Below are 19,360 nucleotides of genomic sequence, written 5' to 3'. Positions count from 1 at the left end.
GTTCCAGTGCGGCGGCCCATAGGTTCAATCGCGCACCTTAACGAAACGTTCAAGCGCATCCCGCACGAGCCGCCCCAGCCGCTGCGGCTTGCCGGCCTTCGACACCAGCACCACGGACACTTTCAGGCGCGCCAGCACTACATCGTCGCGGCGCACCTCCTGGGACAGGATCAGCGTGGCGCCCCCGATCTCCGCGCAGTGCGTCACGACTTCGAGCACCTCGTCGATATGAGCGGGCTTCAGATAGTCCACCTCGATACGCCGCACGACGAACACGGCCGGGTCCCCCTCAACCGGGTTCTCGAGACTGCGGTGATCGATGCCGAGATTACGGATGAAGTCGGACCGGCCCCGCTCAGCGAACTTCAGGAAGTTCGCGTGATAAACGAGACCGGTGAAATCGGTGTCTTCGAAATAGACGCGCACGGGGAGGATGTGGCGGTCCCCCTCGATCCGTCCGGCAAGATCGGGCCAATTGCTGGGCGGGGCTTCGCTCACTCCTCCTCTCCTCCTCGGAAGAGGACACCTTGCGCGGCCTCGGGTGGCGCGGTCGCGCCCAAATGCTCGAAGGCCTGCCCCGTCAGCACCCGGCCGCGCGGCGTGCGCGCGATGAAGCCCTGCTGCAGCAGATACGGCTCGATGATCTCCTCGATGGCGTCGCGCGGCTCCGACAGGCCAGCGGCGATCGTCTCGATCCCGACGGGGCCGCCGCCGTAGTTCACGGCGATCAGGCGCAAGTAGCGGTGATCCAGCGCATCGAGCCCGCGCCCGTCCACTTCCAGCTGTGACAGGGCGCTGTCGGCCAGCGCCGCATCCACGGCCCCGTCGCCTTGCACGGCCGCGAAGTCGCGCACCCGGCGTAACAGGCGCGCCGCCACGCGCGGCGTCCCCCGGGATCGCTTCGCCACCTCCATGGCGCCGTCCTCCGTGAGCGGCAGCCCCAAGAGCCGGGCGCCCCGCCGCACGATCTCCTGCAACTCAGCCACCTCGTAGAACATGAGCCGGATCGGAATGCCGAAGCGCTCGCGCAGCGGCGTCGTCAGAAGACCCGTGCGCGTGGTGGCGGCGACAAGCGTGAACCGGGCAAGATCGATCCGCACGGACCGCGCCGCCGGTCCTTCGCCGATAATGAGATCGAGCTGGAAGTCCTCCATGGCGGGGTAGAGGATCTCCTCCACCGCCGGGCTCAGGCGATGAATCTCGTCGATGAAAAGCACGTCCCGCTCTTCGAGATTGGTGAGGAGCGCCGCGAGGTCACCCGCCTTGGCGATCACCGGGCCCGACGTCGCGCGGAAATTGACCCCGAGCTCGCGCGCCACGATCTGTGCCAACGTCGTCTTGCCGAGACCAGGTGGCCCCGCGAAGAGCACGTGATCGAGCGCCTCTCCCCGCGACCGGGCCGCATCGATAAAGACCTTGAGATTGGCGCGGACCTTGGCTTGGCCGATGAACTCGTCCAGCGTCTGCGGCCGGAGCGCGGCTTCCGGCTGGTCGTCGTCGCGCTTCGCGGAAGCCAAGACGCGCTCGGTCATTGCGACAGCTCCTTGAGGCCGAGCCGGATCAGTTCGGCAGCACCGGCCTCATTGCCGGCCATACGGATGGCGGCACTGACGGCAGCGGCGGCTTCCCCATGACCGTAGCCGAGATTAGTGAGCGCGGAGACCGCGTCGCGCGCGGCCAGCCCTTCCGGGAGTTCCGCCACCGGAGCCGGCGCGCCGCCGGGCACGGAGATGGCCGGTGCGAGCGCCGGCATCTTGTCCTTCAGTTCGGCGACGATCCGCGCGGCGACCTTCGGGCCGACGCCTTGGGCCCGGGACACGTGCGCCTTGTCCTGCAGCGCCACCGCGTTGGCGAGATCCGCCACGGTGAGCGACCCCAGCACCGCCAGCGCCACCTTGGCGCCCACGCCCTGCACGGTCTGCAGCGCCCGGAACCACGCGCGCTCATGCTCGTTCGCGAACCCATAGAGCCGCACGTTGTCTTCGCGCATATGCGTGTCGATAGCGAGCGACACCGGCTCCCCCACGGGCGGCAAGGCACCGAGCTGGCGTGCGCCCATGGTCACCTCGTAGCCGACGCCGCCCACGTCGATGATGGCGGTCGAGACCGAGACCGAATCCACAAGCCCCGTCAGCTTCCCGATCATGACGCCGTCCTCTGAGCCCGCGAGCTTTTCGCCTGCAAGTCCGCCCGGGCCACAGCCGCTTCGAGCTTGGACCAGCTTCGCGAATGGGCATGGGTGATGGCGATGGCGAGCGCATCGGCCGCGTCGGCGCTGCCGGGGTCGGCCTTGGGCAGCAGGTATTTCACCATGGCCCGGATCTGATCCTTGTCCCCATGGCCAGCCCCGATCACCGTCTTCTTGACGGCGTTGGGCGCGTATTCGGCGATTGTCAGCCCCGCCATCGCCGGGACCAGCATGGCGATACCGCGCGCCTGGCCAAGCTTGAGCGTTGCCGCCCCGTCCCGGTTCACGAAGGTCTGCTCGATGGCCGCTTCGGCCGGGGCCATTTCCGCCAGCACGCCCGACAGCCCATCGAAGATCTGCCGCAGGCGCACGCCGAGGCTCTCGGCGGCGTCGGACGACACCGACCCGCAGGCGATGAAGCCGAGCTTCACCCCATCCGTATCGATGACACCCCACCCCGTGTTTCGTAAACCAGGATCGATGCCCATAATGCGAATCGCGCCCCTCATGGCCGAATCGTAGCACAGCGCGGAACGATGGCAGGCGGCTCAGAGCATCGAAATTGACGCTCTCCGGGAACGGACGGCCGGATGCGGCGTTGGACCTTCTGGCATGGGTGGCTTCCCTTGTGCGCGCGACCAGTCGCCAAGGCCTGCGGCCATGCCGAAGGGGGAGCACCGCCATGGCCGGCGCAAAACGCGAAATCACCGACCCTGTCGAAGCGGCCAAGCATGGCATTGGCAGCTCAAAGCGCCTGATCGAGGCCACGCTGGACGACCTCAGCGCGCACCATAGCTGGCTCGAGACCTATCACCGCGAAGAGCGAATACGGGCGGAACGCCTGCGCCGCCGGGAGCTACGCGAACGCCTGGAACGCGGCGTCCGACACGCCATGACCAGGACCAAACGCGCCGCGCGACTATCCTATGTCGGCGGGCGCCGCGTGGCGCGCTTCTCCAAACGGCATGCTCTTATCTTCGCGCGCTGGGCAGGTCCGAGACTGCGCACGCTGGCACGGCACGCCACAGACGCCACATCGCAAACCTGGGCATGGACCCGGCGGCGCGCGCCCGAGTTCGCCCATGTCGGAACGGAGGCCGTGGTTCACGGCTTTCACTGGTCGGTCCGAACCTCGGACGAAGCCGGACGAGATATCCGGCGCCTAGTGTCCGCAGCCTCGGCCGAGGTAGCCGCCGCCCTCCTGCGAGACACCCGCCCCATACGCCGCAGAGGCCTCTGCGGATCGGTCAGAGCGTGGCTTAGAAGAAGGCGGGTGCAGGCGCACCTCGACAAGCTTCTAGCTGAACTTGCACGGCATACTGCCCCGCTGCACCGTCAGGGCGCATCAGGCTGGGCGAGGACGCGGCTGCGCGCGAGACGGATCCGCGCCGAGGCCGAGAGGCGCCTCACCGATGCGATCACCACGTCGCAGACGCTCGCCCAAGCCCGAAAGAGGCTCTATCGCTGGACCATCCGTGGGCTTCGGATCAGTAAGCCGGCGGCGCAGCGCGCGCACGGCGCGGCGCTCCGCATCGAGGCCGACCTGTCCAACCGCGTTATTCGGATCGCACCGGAATTCCGCCGGCTCGTTCAGGCCCATATGCCGGCAACCACCGTGCCGGCGGAGGCTCCCGTCTCGAAAGGAAGCCGCGCTCTGATACGAAGGCCAAACACCGCCCTCGCCTGTGTTGCGCCGACCGAGCACAAATTACCCGCGCCGTATCACGCCTAAGGCCTCTCGCCCGCCCTGTCGCTACCGCTCGAGGAAGCGGGCCTTCAGATCCTTGGTCCGGGCGGTCGTGTGGTGGAGAAGGCAAAAGACAACGGCATTGGAGCGGCCCGTACCGCCGAACCACTCGTAGCCAACGGCCTCGCAGTCTTCTTCCTTGAACTTGATCCAGTCGCGCTGTGAGGCCAGAAGCGTGTCCTTCCAGGCCTTCAGATCCTCGGCGGGCATGTAGTCGTTGTTCTTGAAGGTCGCCATGACCTCCTTCCACACCGCATTCAGCTCCGCATCGGCCTTCTTGTATTCCTTGCCGACGCACTCGCCGATCTCGATCGTGGTTTGCGCGTTGTCGCAGATGGACTTCTCTTCCGCGAACGCCGGGCCGGCGGCCAGCAAGCTCGTCCCTAGAGCCATCGGTATCAAAACGCGCATCGGGTTCCTCCGCTAAAGATCGGCGATCACGGGGTACTATCTCCCGTGCCTGTGACGATACTCAAGCGCTGTCCGTGTCCGCCGTTTCCGGCTCCCGCAGCTCGGGCAGGAAGACGGTCTGCAGCAGGCCGCCGCCGGGCCGATTGACGATCTGGATGCTGCCGCCCGCCCGCGTCACGATCTCATGGGCAATGGTCAGCCCGAGCCCGGCGCCGGGGATGTTCTGGCGCCGCGCGGGATCGGCCCGGAAGAACGGCTCGAAGACCTGACCGAGAACCTCTTCAGGAATGCCGGGGCCATCGTCTTCGATGGTGACCATGGCGTTGGTGCCGTCGCCGCCGACACCGACCCGGGCGCGAACGCCGTGCGTGGCCGCATTGATGATGAGATTGCGCAAGGCGCGGTTCAGCTTGAGGCGCCCCGCCAGAACGGTGACCGGATGGGTGGCCGCCAAGGTGACGTCGAAGTCCTGCTGTTTGAGCTCCGTGCAGATGCTCCCGACGAGATCGTCGAGATCGACCCGCTCCGGCGCCTCCGCGCCGGTCTCCTCGCGCACAAGCAGGATCGCGCTATCGGCAATGCGCTCCAGCTCGTCGATGTCGTTGAGCCATTTCTCCCGGTCCTCCTCGTCCGGCACAAACTCGGCGCGCAGCCGCATGCGGGTGATGGGCGTGCGCATGTCGTGACCGGCAGCGGCCACGAGCCGCATCCGGCTTTCCATCGCGCGCTTCAGACGAGCCGATAGCGAGTTGAGCGCGCGCGCCGTAGCGCGAACCTCCGCCGGCCCCTTTTCGGGCAATTCGGACATCATGCCGTCCGGTCCCACGGACTCCACGGCGTTCTCCAGAAACACCAGCGGACGCACCATGCGGCTCGAGGCAAAAACGGCGACCGCCGTCGCGCCCACGGTGATGAGGAACAGCCAGCGCAGAAGCGCCCACCACGGCACGCCCTGGGGCGGCAGCCGCGTGATGGGCATCGGCAACCAGCCTTTGTCTTGAATGGGAATCCAGACGGCAAGCGACCCGGGGCGCCAGCGGCGCGAGTGCGTCACGACTACGTCGATGTTGTAGCCACGCTCTTTGAGCTTCTCCCGCAGCGCATCGGTCGTGCGGCTATAGGGATGGCCGCGCGTCTCCGGGCGCAGCCGAAGGGTTTCGGGCGACTTGGCGGCCAATTCCGCAACCATGGCGACTTGTTTCGCCGCGATATCGAGAGCGTGGCCCGACCGGGGCGGTGGCCCGAGCAGCAGAAACAGCACGAAGGTCATGAGCGCCATGACCGAGACGATCGCGATCACGAGCAGAACCGAAATTTTCACACGGAGGGTGTTCATGCGGGGCCGTCCTCGGAATCGACCTTCACGGCGAGCTGGTAGCCGCCGTTGCGAACCGTCTTGATGAGCTGCGTGCCCCGGCCGCCGAGCTTCCGCCGCAACCGGCTGATGAGGACGTCGATGGACCGGTCGAACCCGTCGCCCTCACGTCCCCGCGTCAGATCGAGAAGTTGGTCGCGCGACAGCACGCGCCCGGGGCGCTCCAGAAATGTCTTGAGAAGATCAAACTCGGCGCCCGTCAGATCGACGTCGCCTTTCGGGCCGGTGACGGAGCGCGTCTGCGGGTCCGCCGTGTACTCCTCGAAGCGGTAAACCTTCTCGATCGGCGCCTCGGCGGGCGCATCCCCGCGGCGTCGCAAGACGGCCCGCACACGGGCGATCAGCTCGCGCGGGTTGAACGGCTTGCCGAGATAGTCGTCGGCGCCGATCTCAAGCCCGATGATGCGATCCACGTCCTCCTTGAGGGCCGTCAGGAGAATGATGGGGACATTGGACCGGGAAGCTCTGAGATCGCGGCAAGCGTCCAGGCCCGATCCGTCGGGAAGCATGACGTCGAGGACGACGAGGTCCACGTGATGGGTCGCCAATTGCTCATGCAATTCGCGGCAACTGGCGGCCAGCAGCACGCGGAAGCCCTGGCTCTCCACATAGCGCGCGAGGAGCTTCCGGATTTCGGGGTCGTCATCGACGACGAGGATTCGTGGCGGCGTAGTCATGGAAGCGTCTTCTAGCGCCTCTCGGCGCCGCCCACGAGACCCATGTTGTTACGAAAGTGCATGGATGCCGCCCCAGCAATGTTTCGACACAAATTTGCAGGGCCCGGAAACGTTCCGATACGCGGGAGAACTAGGCCCGCAACGTATGAGCGCTAAATCTCAGTTCAGCAGCAACAGACAAGGATGCACGTCAAATGAAGCTGACCAAGACACTTGCGACCGTCGCGGTCGCCGGCGCTCTCAGCGTCGCCGGCCTCACGGCAGTCACCCTGGCAACCGGCACCGAGAAGGCCTGGGCCTATCCCGGATCCCGCGGCGACGGCCCGAAAGGCAAAATGTGCGAGCGCGGCAAGCACGGTAAATATGGCAAGCACGGAGCGCACAGGGGCCCCAAGGGTCCTGACCGTCTGGCCTCGCGCCTGAGCGCGATGGAGACGCAGATCGGCATCCGCGCCGAACAGCTCGACGACTGGCGCGATTTCACCGACGCCCTGCAGGCGACCATGAAGCCGCCGTTCATGCGTCCGGGCGGCCCCGCCAAGATGGCGCCGGGTGACACGCCCGCCCCGTTCTCGATGGCCGAGGGTCTCGCCGACCGCGCGATCGAGCGCGGCGAAGACGCCGAGAAGCTGAAGGCCGCCGTCGCCAAGCTCAGGACGACCCTGACGCCGGAACAGCTCGAGAAGGTTTCGCAGATCGAGCAGCAGCTCCGTGACCGCATGGCACGGCATCATGGCTGGAAGCACGGCAAGCGCGGCCCTGGCGGCCCCAAGCCGCCGGCAGCCGCACCCGGCAGCGCCCCGGCCCCAGATGCACCCGACGGACCGGACGACGATGAGGACAACACCTAAAGGCCTCGTACTCTCCTAGGCCTGAGCCTCCCGGCCACGCGCTTCCCCACAGTACTGGCCGAGAGAGCGAAAGGCGGGAGCCCTCCCGGGGGCTTCCGCCTTTTTATTTGCGCGACCGTTGCGCGCTACCCGTTTGTCGCGGCCCGCTTTTGCGGCGGGACTTACTCGTCGCCGCCGCTCACTTGGCGCCCGGCATCGGCACCGCGTTGGCGAACAGCCCCTCGCCCCATTCATGCAGCGGGTTGCCGAAGTCAGACTCCGCGTGGATGGCCTTCCCCTTCCGGGCCTCCCATTTCGCGCCATAGGTCTCATAGGGAAAGTGCTGCAGATAGTAGTCGCAGGTCTCTTCCCAATGATCGACCGACAACGATTTGCCGTAGTGCTGGCAATACAGATCCGTCTTGACGGCGGTCATGCCCCGGGGCGTGCGCCCGTCTCCCTCCGCAAAGCCGATTGTCTCGCGGTTACGCCAGAACATGAGAATGTCGCGCTGCTCGGGACCGTAGAAGCGCCGGAAATCCATCAACGCGCGGTCGGACGTGTAGGGATCCTGGTCCTCGGCCGTCAGATAGGCGTCGAACAGACGGACCCGCAGCGCATCGACATCCGGGCCGAGCCCGCCCAGATAGGCGCGCACATCGCCTGTCACGCGCTCGTCCGGATCGAAACAGAACATCCAGTCATGAGGCAATTGCGCCCGCGCCATCTCCAGCAACAACCCGCGATGGCGCCCCTCGGCGCGCTTGCGCGCATCGATGTCCCGCTCCCAAGCCTGGTTGGCGACGATCAGCGCGACCTTCGGATGCGCGCGTAGAAGATCGACCGTCTCGTCCGTGCTGGCGTCGTCATACGCGATGATCGCGTCCACATGATCTGCGAGATAGTCCAGCGTGTCGGGGAGGATCAGCGCTTCGTTGCGCATCCGCGTCATGGCGACGACTTGGTGGGAATGCCCCAGCAGCGCCTCGTTGCCCACGATGACGCTCTCGGTCTCTCGAACGTGCCAAGTGCTGGTGTCCGCTGCCGTCATTCGCCAATCACCGTCTAAAGAGACTGCGGTTCTACAGACTCAAAGAAAAAACCGGTCGACGATCGCCACGATCCAGACCATGGCCGTGATGGCGATCACACAGAATACGCCCGCGGACGCGAGGTCCTTGGTGACCTTGATGGCTTCGTGCCGCTCGGGGTGCACATGGTTGCAGAGACGCTCGATGGCCGTGTTGAGGAATTCCATGGCGAGCATCAGGGCGATGCTCCCCATCAGCACCGCCCAGACCCACAGATTGTCGGCGATGAAGATCGAGACCGGCAGCGCGAGGACACCCAGCGCCACCTCCTGCTTGATGGCCGCCTCGGTCGCGAGACCCTCGCGAAAACCGCCCATCGTGTTCCGGAAGGCACGGCCGATGCGGATCAAGCCGCCCTTTCCCGGCAAGGCAGCCTGTCCGTGCACGGGCCGGGAGGCGGCGCCTTCACGTGGCGGAATTGCGTCCATCATCTTGCCTTTCGCAGCCTCAGGCTGCCGTCAGCTTCTGCAGAACCTCGTCGGACAAATCGAAATTCGCGTAGACCTGCTGCACGTCGTCGGAATCTTCCAACGCATCGATCATGCGCAAAAGCGTGCTGCCGGCGTCCTCGTCGATCGGTACTTCGAGCTTCGGGCGCCATAGGATCTGCATGGTGCTCGCTTCGCCGAAGCGATCCTCCAGCTCCTTGCCGACCTGATGCAGCTCGTCCGGCGTGCAGTAGATCGTGTGACCTTCCTCGGTCGTCTCCACATCGTCGCCGCCGGCCTCGATGGCCGCTTCCAGCATGTCGTCGGCCGACCCCTTGTCCAGATCGTACTGGATCGCGCCCATCCGGTCGAAATTGAACGACACGGAGCCGGTTTCGCCGAGATTGCCCCCGTGCTTGGAGAAGATCGAACGCACTTCGCTGGCGGTGCGATTGCGGTTGTCGGTCAGCGCCTCGACGATCACGCCGACGCCGCCCACGCCAAAGCCCTCGTAGCGGACCTCTTCGTAGTTGTCGCCGCCCGCTTCCTGGCTCTTCTTGATGGCGCGGTCGATATTGTCGTTGGGCATGTTCTGAGCCCGCGCGGCCTGGATCGCAGTCCGGAGGCGCGGATTCATCGCCGGGTCCGGCATGCCCAGCTTTGCCGACGTGGTGATCTCTCGCGCGAGCTTCGAAAACAGCTTCGAGCGCTTTTTATCCTGAGCTCCTTTTCGGAACTGGATATTTTTGAATTTTGAATGGCCTGCCATGGCCTGTTCCCTAGTCGCTTCGCCCCGTTTCGGTCAAGCCCTTGGGGCTAGAGACTGTGGGTGGTGCGGGCCTGTAGACCGCCTGGCCGAGGGTGTCGGGGATCGTGTCGGGCAAAAAAGAAGCCGCCCCGAGGGGCGGCTTCCGTAAGTGTCGTCTGGATTGGAGGATTAGAAGAAGATGATCCCACCAACCTGGAACAGATCGTAGTCTTCGAAGCCTTGGCTCACAGCCTGCGTGTTGCCGGCTGCGTTGACGCCGATGAAGTCGATATCGGCTGCCTGGTGCTGCCAGCGAGCGAACACGTGCATCGCTGCCGCGTCGATCTCCTGGACCGCGCCAAGACCCCAGCGCTCGATTTCCGAACCCGTCACGTACAGGCCGTTCGCAGCGTTGTTTCCGCAGAAGTTGGAGGCAGTGCCGCCGACCCCGACGAAGTTGGCACAGGTGTTCGTGCCCGCAAGGCCGTTGAAGCCGTCGTTATACTGGCCGTACTCGCCGTACAGGACCGTCGCGCCGAGCGGGTTCCACGTCCGCTTCAGGAAGCCCTTCAAGTACCAGGAGTCCCAGCTCGGGATGCCCTGCTGCACGCCGTTGTAGTTCACGTAGTTCGCGTCGATCTCTTCGTAGTTGTAGTAACCATAGAGACCAAGACCGGTCGGAGCGTGCATGACCGTACCACCGAACTGGTGGATCGAGGTCGACCCCGTCTGGTTCACGCTGAACAGGTTGCCGTTCGACTGCGTGTACGAATAAGCCGCCGAAATCTTAAAGTCGGCCCAGTCGCCCGTGTAGAACACGGCCAGGTCCCAGATCTCAGGAGCGTCGTTCACCGGCGCAAGACGGAAGCTGTTCGAGTAGTCGTCCGTGTAGGACGCCTCGATCCGGAAGCCGCCGAACGTCGGCGAGTCGTACCGGATGCCGCTCTGCGGAGCGCCGTAGCAGTCGCCGCCGATCGGGCCGACGAGCGAACAGTTCAGGAAGTTGCCCCAGGTCATGCCGGACAGGCCGTTGAACCCGGAGGCAGCGTTCTTCGGACGAAGCAGGAAGCCGCCGCCTTCGAAGAACACCGCGTTCGATTCGATCACCGTGCCGGAGATGTCGGCCAGAACAGCCGCGTTATCCGACGCAGGGCTCAGATAGCCCAGGTTGATCGTGCCGTAGTCGTCGCTCTTGATGTACATGTACGAGTACAGCGTCTGGATGCTGCCGAGGCTGAGCGAGTCCTGGGCAAACTGGTTCGAAAAGATACCGAAGTTGTTGCCGTTCAGGAGGTTGCCGGCCCAAGCGCCAGGCGTCGTAACCGTCAAGTTGTAACCGCCGGACCAGCCCGGAGCGATCGTCGCAGAACCCGTGATCGCAAAACGAGACCCAAGGTCGGCGTCCTTCGTGCCAACCCAGCTGTCCGTCAGAGCGCCGTCATCCCACCAGTTCATCGATTCGATGACCCAGCCGGATACCGTCACGGATACCTTCTTGTTCCCCTTCTGCACTGCAGACGCTTCAAGCTCGGCTACCCGCTCTTCAAGATCCGCGCAGCAATTGCCGCCGTAGCCCTGCGCACTCGCAGGCGCAGCGCTCAGAGCGTAAACCCCAAGCCCAAGCGCGGCTGCAATGGCAATGCGGCTGGATGTTTTTGTCAGTCCCCCAAACATCTCCATGTCCTTCCCCCGTTTCTTGCTCGTTCCGCATGACACGTGAAAATAGCGAGTCGCGGAAATCTCCCCGCCTTTATACGTCGTGGGGCCGCGACGATAAATCGCGAAACAGCCCGTTCCCGCCGATTTTGAATCTCTTGTGACATTTTAGTCCCGGTCTTACCAAGTCACGGCCCGGGCGGGGCCCTCACCTATCGGCCGCTTAGGAAAACCTTAACCCTAATACCCTGAAAAATAACGGCTTGGGCGCTCGAAAGCCCGTGGTGGATTGGGGGGATGATATGGCAATCAAGCTATCCGAAATTGGCAGATCGCAGGGAGAACAGGCAAATTTGCCTGCCAAGGAGCCCGGTGTCGCCAATGTCTGCGGGCACGCCGCCGAGCACATGGCCAAGGCCCGGATTGCCCTGGACGGCGAGTCGCTCGACACGGGCCGCGCCCTCGAACATCTCGACGAAGCCATTTCCTGTCTGCAGGGCCTCTCGCGCCGCGGCAAGGCGCCAAAAGCCAAGGACGGCAACACCGTCGTGGCTTTCCAGCCCGCCAAGAATCGGGATTCGGACCGGCGCTCGGCTTAAGCCTCTTCGCCCCAGAATGCCGGCTCGGCCTGCGACAGCCGGCCGCCTAGGCGAACCGGCGCGATGGCCCGGGCAAGCCCTGTCGTGTCATCCACGTCGATCGCGACGCCGCAGACCGTGGCGTCGCCCTTGGACGGCGCAAAACGGCGCGACGGTATCTTGCTCACGAAGCGGCTGATCGGCTCGTCCTTGTCCATACCGAGCACCGAGTCGAAATCCCCACACATACCGGCATCACTCATATAGGCGGTCCCGCCCGACAGAATCTGATGATCCGCCGTCGGCACGTGAGTATGCGTTCCCACGACGGCCGTGGCCCGGCCGTCCACGAAATGGCCGAGCGCTTCCTTCTCGGAGGTCGCCTCCGCGTGGAAATCGATGAAGATCACATCGGCGCCCGTCTTGAGCGGGCAGGCCGCGAGCTGGTCGTCGATAGCGCGGAACGGGTCGTCCAGGTCGCCCATGAACACCCGGCCCATGGCGTTGACCACCAGGACATCGGCGCCGTTGGCGGCCTTGAAGAGGCCCGCGCCCTTTCCGGGCGTGCCGGCCGGGAAGTTGAGTGGGCGCAGCAGGCGATCGTACCGCTCGATGAAGACGAGCGCCTCGCGCTGGTCCCAGACATGGTTGCCGGTGGTGACCACGTCGGCCCCGGCATCCAGCAACTCATTGAGGATCGTCTCCGAAATACCGAACCCACCGGCCGAGTTCTCGCCGTTGACGACGACGAAGTCCGCACCGTAGCGCTCGCGCAATTTCGGCAGGGTCTCGAGGACCGCTACGCGCCCGGCACGGCCGACGACATCGCCTAGAAAGAGAAAACGCATGAAGACGGGCGCATCCGAGCTGATTTCATCCTGCGGGGGTCAATACAGAATTGTCGCGCGGCCCGCCACCCCGTGGAAGCAAGACCCTCCCGGTCGAGGGAGGGTCGCGCCAGCGGAAAGTCCCGCGGGCGGGGCGATGGCGAAATGGGGGCCGCGGTGGCCGTCGGAGCGAAGATCCCGGGTGTCCCTACTTAAGTAGGTGGGCGCCGAGTGACAGAGACCACGATCTCCGTCAGGGTCAACTCCCATGGAATCTTATAGGGCCCTGGAATAAATGCTCCTAACGCACCCCGCAGCCCGGACCCATTATAATAGGGAGTGCAACGGCCTGGGAACAGGTGTCGGATAGACGCGACCTGACGATCGACCAAACTTAGTGTCCGCCGCCGGGATTTTCCGTGAGCCGTGAATTGAGGCCCTCGAGCCGCACGGCCGCTTCGCCGATCTTCGCGAAGAGCTGGGATTCGATCGACCGGGCGTTCTCATCCGATTCCGATTTGTCGCGCCGCGCCTCGGCGAGCTGCGCGCGTAAGTTCTCCACATCGGCCCGCAGCGCCCACAACTCGTCCGTGACGACGAGGGCAGCCATGAGAATGAGACGGTCGTCGCCCACTTGGCCGAAATTCCGCCGCATCTCCTCCACATGTGTACCGATATACTCGGCAAGTTCCGCAAGGTGGCCTTCTTCGCCCTCGTTGCATTCCAGCCGGTAGGTCCGGCTGTTCAACGTCACAACGACTTGCCCCATATGCTGCTCCTAGCCTCTTGCCAGCCCGTCGCGGACCTACCCCTGCATCGCAGGGGCCATGTCCTTCAAAGCGCCCACGACGGCGTCGAGCCGGTCGGACACTTCCTGGTTCGCCGCCTTGAGGCGCCGCACGCGGGTGCGCTCGACCTCCAGATCGGCCAGAAGCTGGTCGCGCTCGTCGGTCAGAAACTTGACCTGTTCGCGCAGTTCCAGGATCTCCGCCGACTGGACCTGGCCCTGGTCGTCCGCAAGAACGCGAGCCAGATTTCCTTCAAGCGCGTCCAGCGCAGCATCAAAACGCGCGAGAGGGTCGCTTGGGTCCAATTTCATCATGGTTTGCGCCATCACGTTCGCCCTCCCAGCCATGCGCCGTCGATTCTCGCGAAAGCCAGCTGTCTTAAAAGCCATGTTCTGCATATGGAACAGTCGGCTGGCGAAATAAGTGGTGACGCCATGTTCAATCGTAAACGGCGCGCCGACAAGCCTCTTCTCACGCAACCCTGTGCAAAGTTTGACAGTCCGGCGAGGCCTATGATTTGAGACAAGCCCTCGCGACCCTTCTCCCCGCAACAATCGACACCCCTGCGCAGACGCCGACCATGTCCAAATTGAAGCCCCGATGCCGCCTCTACCTTCAGGTTGCAGCTCCGTTCACAGCCAGGCAGAGCGAGCAACTTTCCCAGGCTTTATCGGAGCTTTCCCCCGCTTGCGTTCTCATCTGCGGCGACGGCGCAGCGCTTGATCCGGCCATCCTCGACGGGCTGATCGACAAGATCCAAGGCGCGGGCGCCGCCTGCCTGATCGAGGACAGCATCACCGCGGCAGAGGACCTTGGAGCAGACGGCGTCCACATTGCCGCAGACGAAGAAATTTATGCCGAAGCCCGCAAGACCCTGGGTGAAAGCGCCAATATCGGCGTCGCCTGCGGCCTTGGCCGGCACGACGCCATGGCCCTGGCCGAATCGGGTGCGGACTATGTGGCCTTCGCCGCCCCGGACGCGGACGACTTCGAGACGCTGTCGGACACGGTCGCATGGTGGTCGGAAATATTCGTGGTGCCGTGCGTCGCCTGGGACATTGCGGATGTGCGTGAGGCCGTGGCTCTGACCGAGCGCGGCGTGGACTTTATCGCGCCTCCGTCCTCGATCTGGGACGGCGACGATCCCCTCGCGGTCTTGCGCGAGATCGACACAGCCATCGGCAGTATTCGGAGAGAGGCATGAGGAAATTCCGCACCGGACTTGTCGCGCTGATGCTCGCTGCCCTGGCCCATACCGGCCTGGCGGTCACGGCCCACGCCGAAGAGAGCGCGGCCTATGTGGCCTTCGCCGCCGGCAAGTATCAGAAGGCCCTCGAGCTTGCGAAAAAGGAGGCCGAGGCAGGGTCCAAGGAAGCCTACACGCTGATGGGCGAGATGTACGCCGGCGGCCTCGGCGTCACGCAAGACTACACTGAGGCCGCAAACGCCTATGCCCAGGGCGCCGATCTTGGCGACACCAACGCACAGCTTTCCCTCGGCCTCCTGACGGCCAAGGGGCTCGGCACACCGAAAAACGCCCGTATCGCGGCCAACCTGTTCGAACAAGCGGCCAACAGCGGCAACCCCGCCGCCCAGTACAATCTCGCGCTGATGTACCTGCAAGGCGAGGGCCGCGAGGCCAGCGAGGCCAAGGCCGCGGAGTGGATGGAGAAGGCGGCCGAGAGCGGCAACGCTCAAGCCCAGTACGATCTCGGCGCCTTCTACCAGTTCGGTCGCGGAGTTCCGCTCGACGAGAAGAAGGCCGCCGAATGGACCGGCAAGGCCGCCGATGCCGGCCTGTCCCCGGCCCAGGTGGAATACGCCACGATGCTGTTCAAAGGGCGTGGCGTGGAGAAGGACGAGGAAAAGGGAGCCGCCCTCTTCTCTCTCGCGGCCAAACAGGGCAACCCCGTCGCCCAGAACCGCCTGGCGCGCCTTTACGCCAACGGCCTCGTCTTCCCGCTTGACTTGGTGGAGGCGGCCAAGTGGCATCTGATCGCACGCGACGCCGGCGTCAGTGACTTCACCCTCGACATCATGCTGACCAAGCTGACCCCGGAGCAGCGGGCCCAGGCCGCCCGTTTCGTCGACGCCTATGAGGGCGCAACGGTGAGCGAAGTGAAACCGCTCGGCGAACCGCAGCCTGCCACCGCCCTTGACAGCGGCCAGGAGCAAAGTCTTAAACCCAATCCAAGTTCACCAACGGCAAGTCCGCAGAACGCAGCCCCGAGGGCGCGGCCGGCACGACGCAGCCCAAATCGCAGACCACGACACACCCGAAAGGGGCCCAATAGGCACACCATGAAGATCAACGGTAACGAGATCAGGCCCGGCAACGTCATCACGCACAAGAACGGCCTTTGGGTCGCTGTGAAGACCCAGGCTGTCAAACCCGGCAAGGGTCCCGCCTACGCGCAGGTCGAGTTGAAGAACCTGATCGACGGCTCCAAGCTCAACGAACGCTTCCGCGCCTCCGAAACGGTCGAGCGGGTCCGCCTTGAGCAGAAGGACCACCAGTTCCTCTTTGCCGAGGGCGACATGCTGACCTTCATGGACCTTGAGTCCTACGATCAGATTCAGATCCCCCGGGACCTTCTCGAGGACCGCGCCGCCTTTTTGCAGGACGGCATGACGGTGATGGTGGAAAGCCATGAAGGGCGCCCCATCGGCGTCGCGCTTCCCGATCAGGTCACGCTTGAAATCGTCGAGGCGGATCCGGTGGTGAAGGGGCAGACCGCGGCCTCGTCCTACAAGCCGGCCATGCTCGAGAACGGCGTCCGCGTGATGGTGCCGCCATTCATCGAGGCGGGCGAGAAGATCGTGGTCGATACGAACGAAGTCGCCTACGTCCGCCGCGCCGACGCCTAAGCATACAGGCCCCGCCCGGCAATCGGGCCAACACCGCACGCTCAATAAGAGGCTTAAGGAGCCCCATGCCCGCATCCGCGTTGATGAACGTCATGACCGGCGCTGCCCGCAAGGCAGGCCGCAGCCTCGCCCGTGACTTCGGAGAGGTGGAGCATTTGCAGGTGTCCGTTAAGGGACCGGCGAATTTCGTGACCGCCGCGGATCTGCGCGCCGAGGAGATCATCTTCGCCGAACTCTCCCGCGCCCGGCCGGGCTACGGTTTCCTGATGGAAGAGCGCGGCGAGATCAAAGGGCCCGACGGCACCCATCGCTGGATCGTCGATCCGCTCGACGGCACCACCAACTTTCTGCATTCCATCCCGATCTTCGCTATTTCCATCGCCCTCGAACGCGACGGCGAACTCGTGGCCGGGCTGATCTACAACCCGGTCATGAACGAGACCTTCACCGCCGAAAAGGGCCAAGGCGCCTTTCTCAACGACAAGCGCATTCGCGTGGCCGCACGTTCCGAACTCGCAACCTCGGTGATCGGCACGGGCATTCCGCATAGCGGACGCCCCGGGCACGAGCGCTTCCTTGGCGAAGTCGAGACGGTCATGGGAACAAGCGCCGGCGTCCGCCGCACGGGCTCGGCAGCCCTCGACCTCGCCTGGACCGCCGCAGGAAGGTTCGACGGCTTCTGGGAGAACAACCTGCACGCCTGGGACATGGCGGCCGGCATCGTCATGGTGAAAGAGGCGGGCGGCTACGTGACCGACACGAACGGCAAGGACAAGATCTTCGAAACCGGCGGCGTCGTCGCGGGCAATGAGACGATCCACTTGAAGCTCCTGAAGCTGCTGAAGGCCGCAAATGCCAAGGCCGCCTCGCCCGCGAAAGCCGGCTAGCGGGGCCCCGAGCCTCCCGGCATGTAGAATTGCCAGGTCTGCCGGGCGGAACTCCGCCTTTAGCTTGCCGTTTTGCCTGTCAAACTAATCGGGTACTCTCGGTTTTGAGTGAAACTTGCGCGAATCGCGCGAGCTCTTCGAGCATAGGATGCATGGCTGGACGCCATACAAGGACCCCAGCAAAGACCAATGGCACGCAAGACCTATCGGACTAAGCTCTCGCGCCCGCAGATCTTTCTATGGCGTATGTCGCTGTTTCTGGTTCTCGCCGTCCTGCTCGCGATCATCCTCGATGGTCAGACCGGCCAGCTCCGGACCAGCTTCATGGCCAATCCGGGCCTGAACGGACTCATCATCGGCGTGCTGATCGTCGGCTGCGTCTATGCCTTCCGCCAGGTGCTGCGGCTCTACCGGGAGATCAACTGGGTCAATAATTTCAGCATCACGGATGCGAGCACGACCAAGACCAATCCGCCCGTGCTGCTCCTGCCCATGGCGACCATGCTGCGCGACACGACGGGGAATTTGAGCCTCGAAACCGGATCGGCGCGGACATTGCTGGATTCGGTCGCGTCGCGCCTGGACGAACAGCGCGAGACCACGCGCTACCTCGTCGGGCTCCTCGTGTTTCTCGGCCTGCTCGGCACGTTCTGGGGCCTTCTGACCACCGTCAGTTCCGTGGGCAATACGATCGGCGCGCTGGACACCAGCGGCGGCGAAAGCGTGATGCTGTTCGATCAGTTGAAAGAGGGCCTCGCCGGACCGCTCTCCGGCATGGGCATCGCCTTCTCGTCCTCGCTGTTCGGCCTCGCCGGCTCGCTCATTCTCGGCTTCCTCGACCTGCAGGCCGGCCATGCCCAGAGCCGCTTCTACAACGAACTCGAAGACTGGCTCGCCAACGTCACCGAGCTGCAGACCACCGATCCGGGCGACAGTGTGCCCCCGCAGTTGCGCTACGCTCTCATGGATATGCAGCGCTCGATTTCCGACCTCGGCGACCGCGTCGGCCAGGGCGGCCAGACAGAAGCCGCCGTGCACGACCTCGCGCAAGGGGTCGACAAGCTGATCCGCCAGATGCGCGCCGAGCAGAAGGTGGTGCGGGAATGGGCCGACGAGCAGGCCCAGCAGCAGCAGGAGATCGCCACCGTCCTGCGCCAGGTCGCGGCCAAGCCCAAGGCGCCGACCGGCCAATGAGCAGGGCGGGGCAAATCATGCACGCGAGGAAACGATAGATGGCTCTCGCCCGCGGCCGCCGCAGCCAGTATCAGACCAATCTCTGGCCGGGCTTCGTGGACATGCTCTCCACGCTGCTGCTCGTGGTGATCTTCCTGATGTCGCTCTTCATGGTGACGAACTACATCATCACCCAGGCGTCGAGCGGCAAGGACACCATGCTGTCGCGTCTCAACCGTCAGCTTGCCGAATTGACCGAGCTTCTCGCGCTCGAGCGATCCCAAAAGGATTCCGCCGAGGACAATCTCGCCGCGCTGCAGGCGACGCTGCTCGACACCCAGGCCCAGAACAAGCGCCTGACCGGCCTTCTCGGCGATGCCAGCGGCGCCTCGGACGATGCGGAAGGGCGCATCGCCGCGCTCGGCACCCAGCTCGACGAGCAGCGCAACATCACCAATGACGCGCTCGCCAAGGTGGAACTGCTCAATCAGCAACTGGCCGCCTTGCGCCTCCAGCTCGCCGCGCTGAACGAGGCGCTCGAAGCCTCCGAGGCCAAGGACAAGGAGAGCCAGGAGACGATCGCCAATCTCGGCGAACGCCTCAACGTGGCGCTCGCCAGAAAGGCGCGCGAACTGGCGCAATACCGTTCAAACTTCTTCGGCGAGTTGCGCAAGACGCTGGGACAGCGCAAGGACTTCAGGATCGTTGGCGACCGCTTCGTGTTCCCCTCGGACGTGTTGTTCGATCCGGGCTCGGCGACGCTGAAGACGAGCGCCTATGGCCAGCTCGATAATCTCGCCACGGCACTGAAAGAGATCCAGGGCAACATCCCCGCCAACATCCCCTGGGTCATGCGGGTGGACGGACATACGGACATCACGCCCATCTCCTCGTCCACCTTCCCTTCGAACTGGGAGCTGTCGGCGGCGCGCGCCATCTCCGTGGTGCGTTACCTCATGGCGCGCGGTATCGCGCCCGAGCATCTCGTGGCGGCCGGCTTCGGCGAATTTCAGCCGATCGATAGCGGCAACAGCCCGACGGCCTTGGCCCGCAACCGCCGCATCGAACTCAAGCTGACGGAACGGTAG

22 protein-coding genes, 1 other RNA gene and 1 pseudogene are annotated in these 19,360 nt (G+C 64.6%); 9 read left to right on the top strand and 15 right to left on the bottom strand.

The genetic code is table 11. The features are described 5' to 3' along the window. Nucleotides 1-24: 24 nt before the first annotated feature. From DCY11_RS11320 to ruvC, 4 genes are read right to left on the bottom strand one after another with little or no spacing between them, the layout of a single operon-like run. Nucleotides 25-498 (bottom strand): YbgC/FadM family acyl-CoA thioesterase, encoded by a 474-nt coding sequence (locus DCY11_RS11320; RefSeq protein WP_108682970.1) that lies wholly within the window; start codon nucleotides 496-498, stop codon nucleotides 25-27. Further along, complete coding sequence (gene ruvB, locus DCY11_RS11315) at nucleotides 495-1,532, bottom strand: Holliday junction branch migration DNA helicase RuvB (protein ID WP_108682969.1); 1,038 nt, start codon at nucleotides 1,530-1,532, stop codon at nucleotides 495-497. The genes DCY11_RS11320 and ruvB overlap by 4 nt, the downstream gene beginning before the upstream one ends. After that, nucleotides 1,529-2,146, bottom strand: a complete 618-nt coding sequence (gene ruvA / locus DCY11_RS11310; RefSeq protein WP_108682968.1) for a Holliday junction branch migration protein RuvA — start codon at nucleotides 2,144-2,146, stop codon at nucleotides 1,529-1,531. The genes ruvB and ruvA overlap by 4 nt, the downstream gene beginning before the upstream one ends. Further along, nucleotides 2,143-2,697 (bottom strand): crossover junction endodeoxyribonuclease RuvC, encoded by a 555-nt coding sequence (ruvC, locus tag DCY11_RS11305; protein WP_108682967.1) that lies wholly within the window; start codon nucleotides 2,695-2,697, stop codon nucleotides 2,143-2,145. Before ruvC ends, ruvA begins: the two co-directional genes overlap by 4 nt. 173 nt (nucleotides 2,698-2,870) lie before the next feature. Here ruvC and DCY11_RS11300 point away from each other — a divergent pair, with 173 nt between their 5' ends. Continuing rightward, nucleotides 2,871-3,920: a hypothetical protein gene (locus DCY11_RS11300; RefSeq protein WP_159079971.1), complete on the top strand. Its 1,050-nt coding sequence runs from the start codon at nucleotides 2,871-2,873 to the stop codon at nucleotides 3,918-3,920. A gap of 21 nt (nucleotides 3,921-3,941) precedes the next feature. On the opposite strand, the gene DCY11_RS11295 is transcribed toward DCY11_RS11300, so the two are convergent. The 3 genes from DCY11_RS11295 to DCY11_RS11285 form a co-directional block, all read right to left on the bottom strand. Continuing rightward, nucleotides 3,942-4,346, bottom strand: coding sequence for a lysozyme inhibitor LprI family protein (locus tag DCY11_RS11295; RefSeq protein WP_108682965.1), 405 nt, complete (start codon nucleotides 4,344-4,346; stop codon nucleotides 3,942-3,944). Between the two features lie 61 nt (nucleotides 4,347-4,407). Next, the gene (locus DCY11_RS11290; protein ID WP_108682964.1) at nucleotides 4,408-5,682 is read right to left on the bottom strand and encodes an ATP-binding protein; all 1,275 of its coding nucleotides are present in this window, start codon (nucleotides 5,680-5,682) and stop codon (nucleotides 4,408-4,410) included. Continuing rightward, a complete protein-coding gene (locus DCY11_RS11285) occupies nucleotides 5,679-6,398 on the bottom strand; it encodes a response regulator (RefSeq protein WP_108682963.1) in 720 nt (239 codons plus the stop codon). Before DCY11_RS11285 ends, DCY11_RS11290 begins: the two co-directional genes overlap by 4 nt. A gap of 194 nt (nucleotides 6,399-6,592) precedes the next feature. On the opposite strand from DCY11_RS11285, the gene DCY11_RS11280 reads away from it, so the two are divergent. Continuing rightward, nucleotides 6,593-7,249 carry a Spy/CpxP family protein refolding chaperone gene (locus tag DCY11_RS11280; protein ID WP_108682962.1) on the top strand — a complete coding sequence of 219 codons (657 nt, stop codon included), beginning with the start codon at nucleotides 6,593-6,595 and terminating at the stop codon, nucleotides 7,247-7,249. 178 nt (nucleotides 7,250-7,427) lie between these two features. Here DCY11_RS11280 and DCY11_RS11275 read toward each other — a convergent pair whose 3' ends face one another. The 4 genes from DCY11_RS11275 to DCY11_RS11260 form a co-directional block, all read right to left on the bottom strand. Beyond that, on the bottom strand, nucleotides 7,428-8,279 hold the full coding sequence (locus DCY11_RS11275; RefSeq protein WP_108682961.1) for a glycosyltransferase family 2 protein: 852 nt from the start codon (nucleotides 8,277-8,279) through the stop codon (nucleotides 7,428-7,430). A 39-nt stretch (nucleotides 8,280-8,318) separates the two neighbouring features. Continuing rightward, nucleotides 8,319-8,750, bottom strand: a complete 432-nt coding sequence (locus tag DCY11_RS11270) for a diacylglycerol kinase (protein ID WP_245409350.1) — start codon at nucleotides 8,748-8,750, stop codon at nucleotides 8,319-8,321. Nucleotides 8,751-8,766: 16 nt separating this feature from the next. Further along, entirely contained in the window at nucleotides 8,767-9,516 is a 750-nt protein-coding gene (locus DCY11_RS11265; RefSeq protein ID WP_108682960.1) for a YebC/PmpR family DNA-binding transcriptional regulator, read from the bottom strand. Nucleotides 9,517-9,684: 168 nt separating this feature from the next. Further along, entirely contained in the window at nucleotides 9,685-11,175 is a 1,491-nt protein-coding gene (locus DCY11_RS11260) for a porin (RefSeq protein WP_108682845.1), read from the bottom strand. Nucleotides 11,176-11,504: 329 nt separating this feature from the next. Between DCY11_RS11260 and DCY11_RS11255 the strand changes: the two genes are divergently transcribed. Next, nucleotides 11,505-11,750 carry a hypothetical protein gene (locus tag DCY11_RS11255; RefSeq protein WP_159079970.1) on the top strand — a complete coding sequence of 82 codons (246 nt, stop codon included), beginning with the start codon at nucleotides 11,505-11,507 and terminating at the stop codon, nucleotides 11,748-11,750. Here DCY11_RS11255 and DCY11_RS11250 read toward each other — a convergent pair. The 4 genes from DCY11_RS11250 to DCY11_RS15585 all read right to left on the bottom strand — a co-directional run bounded on the left by DCY11_RS11250 (nucleotide 11,747) and on the right by DCY11_RS15585 (nucleotide 13,658). Further along, the gene (locus tag DCY11_RS11250) at nucleotides 11,747-12,577 is read right to left on the bottom strand and encodes a TIGR00282 family metallophosphoesterase (protein ID WP_108682958.1); all 831 of its coding nucleotides are present in this window, start codon (nucleotides 12,575-12,577) and stop codon (nucleotides 11,747-11,749) included. The two genes, DCY11_RS11255 and DCY11_RS11250, sit on opposite strands and share 4 nt — an antisense overlap. Before the next feature lie 144 nt (nucleotides 12,578-12,721). Beyond that, nucleotides 12,722-12,879: non-coding RNA, 6S RNA (ssrS, locus tag DCY11_RS11245), on the bottom strand. A 71-nt stretch (nucleotides 12,880-12,950) separates the two neighbouring features. After that, a complete protein-coding gene (locus DCY11_RS11240; protein ID WP_108682957.1) occupies nucleotides 12,951-13,325 on the bottom strand; it encodes a cell division protein ZapA in 375 nt (124 codons plus the stop codon). Between the two features lie 36 nt (nucleotides 13,326-13,361). After that, the gene (locus tag DCY11_RS15585) at nucleotides 13,362-13,658 is read right to left on the bottom strand and encodes a DUF4164 family protein (RefSeq protein WP_158007346.1); all 297 of its coding nucleotides are present in this window, start codon (nucleotides 13,656-13,658) and stop codon (nucleotides 13,362-13,364) included. A gap of 266 nt (nucleotides 13,659-13,924) precedes the next feature. Between DCY11_RS15585 and DCY11_RS11230 the strand changes: the two genes are divergently transcribed. The 6 genes and pseudogenes from DCY11_RS11230 (at nucleotide 13,925) to DCY11_RS11210 (ending at nucleotide 19,360) form a co-directional block, all read left to right on the top strand. Beyond that, nucleotides 13,925-14,548 (top strand): thiamine phosphate synthase, encoded by a 624-nt coding sequence (locus tag DCY11_RS11230; protein ID WP_108682955.1) that lies wholly within the window; start codon nucleotides 13,925-13,927, stop codon nucleotides 14,546-14,548. After that, nucleotides 14,545-15,345 (top strand): annotated as a pseudogene (locus tag DCY11_RS15965) (tetratricopeptide repeat protein); the annotation flags it as partial. The gene DCY11_RS11230 and the pseudogene DCY11_RS15965, both read left to right, overlap by 4 nt. A gap of 300 nt (nucleotides 15,346-15,645) precedes the next feature. Beyond that, entirely contained in the window at nucleotides 15,646-16,212 is a 567-nt protein-coding gene (gene efp / locus DCY11_RS15960; protein WP_245409519.1) for an elongation factor P, read from the top strand. Nucleotides 16,213-16,277: 65 nt separating this feature from the next. Next, nucleotides 16,278-17,099: an inositol monophosphatase family protein gene (locus DCY11_RS11220; protein ID WP_108682953.1), complete on the top strand. Its 822-nt coding sequence runs from the start codon at nucleotides 16,278-16,280 to the stop codon at nucleotides 17,097-17,099. 189 nt (nucleotides 17,100-17,288) lie between these two features. Continuing rightward, nucleotides 17,289-18,293: a flagellar motor protein MotA gene (locus DCY11_RS11215; RefSeq protein WP_108682952.1), complete on the top strand. Its 1,005-nt coding sequence runs from the start codon at nucleotides 17,289-17,291 to the stop codon at nucleotides 18,291-18,293. 38 nt (nucleotides 18,294-18,331) lie between these two features. Continuing rightward, nucleotides 18,332-19,360, top strand: a complete 1,029-nt coding sequence (locus DCY11_RS11210; protein ID WP_108682951.1) for a peptidoglycan -binding protein — start codon at nucleotides 18,332-18,334, stop codon at nucleotides 19,358-19,360.

This window comes from Methyloceanibacter sp. wino2 (assembly GCF_003071365.1).
GTDB lineage: Bacteria > Pseudomonadota > Alphaproteobacteria > Rhizobiales > Methyloligellaceae > Methyloceanibacter.
Note: the sequence above shows the minus strand (reverse complement) of the source record. Positions and strands in the feature narration are given on the sequence as shown.